This is a genomic window from Mesorhizobium sp. M7D.F.Ca.US.004.03.1.1 (genome assembly GCF_003998635.1).
GTDB lineage: Bacteria > Pseudomonadota > Alphaproteobacteria > Rhizobiales > Rhizobiaceae > Mesorhizobium > Mesorhizobium loti.
Map to the genome: position 1 here is coordinate 1 of NZ_RZQG01001496.1, position 842 is coordinate 842.

Annotated in this window: 2 protein-coding genes; both read left to right on the top strand. The window is 65.0% G+C overall.

Going from position 1 to position 842, the window contains the following annotated elements; genetic code table 11:
• The coding region (locus EN935_RS38210; RefSeq protein ID WP_164771831.1) for a class I SAM-dependent methyltransferase at nucleotides 1-649 on the top strand (649 nt) is incomplete at its 5' end.
• On the top strand, nucleotides 646-842 hold a 197-nt coding region (locus EN935_RS38215), incomplete at its 3' end, for a methylenetetrahydrofolate reductase (RefSeq protein ID WP_206534699.1). The genes EN935_RS38210 and EN935_RS38215, both read left to right, overlap by 4 nt.

The following is an 842-nucleotide window of genomic DNA, read 5'->3' on the forward strand; positions in this document are numbered from 1 at the left end:
GAGCTGGGATCATATCCGCTCGTTGCATGTGCCGGACCGCGCCGTCGAAGCCGCAATGTTGAAGCTGGTGGGCAAGCGGCCGTTCCAGTCGATGCTCGATCTCGGCACCGGCACCGGGCGGTTGCTCGAAATCTTCTCGCCGCTCTATCGGCGCGGTGTCGGCATCGACATGTCGCGCGAGATGCTGACCGTGGCGCGCGCCAATCTCGACAAGGCCGGCGTTTCGAATGCGCAGGTGCGGCAGGGCGACATCTTCGCGCCGCCGGTCGAGCGCGATGCCTTCGATCTCGTCACCATCCATCAGGTGCTGCACTATCTCGACGATCCCGCCCGCGCCATCCACGAGGCGGCGCGGCTTTTGCGTCCAGCCGGGCGGCTGGTCATCGTCGATTTCGCGCCGCATGCGCTGGAATTCCTGCGCGAGGAGCACGCGCATATGCGGCTCGGCTTTTCCGACCGGCAGATCGCCGACTGGTTTGCGGAAGCCGGACTCGATCTCGAGGATGCCCAAGAGTTCGAGCCGCGCGGCGGCAACGAGGCGAGGCTCACCGTGAAACTCTGGCTTGGCCGCGACCGGCGCCTCCTGATCGCCGATCCTTCCAACGACACAAGGCAGGCCAAAGCGAACTCGATAGGGGAAATCGCATGAACCAGTTCCGCTTTTCCCGCCGCCCCGACATTGGCGACAAGGTCCGGGTTTCCTTCGAATTCTTCCCACCGAAGACGGACGAGATGGAAGCAAGGCTGTGGGAGACGGTCACAAGGCTGGAGCCGCTGAAGCCGAAATTCGTCTCGGTGACCTACGGCGCCGGCGGCTCGACGCGCGAGCGCACCGCCCGTAC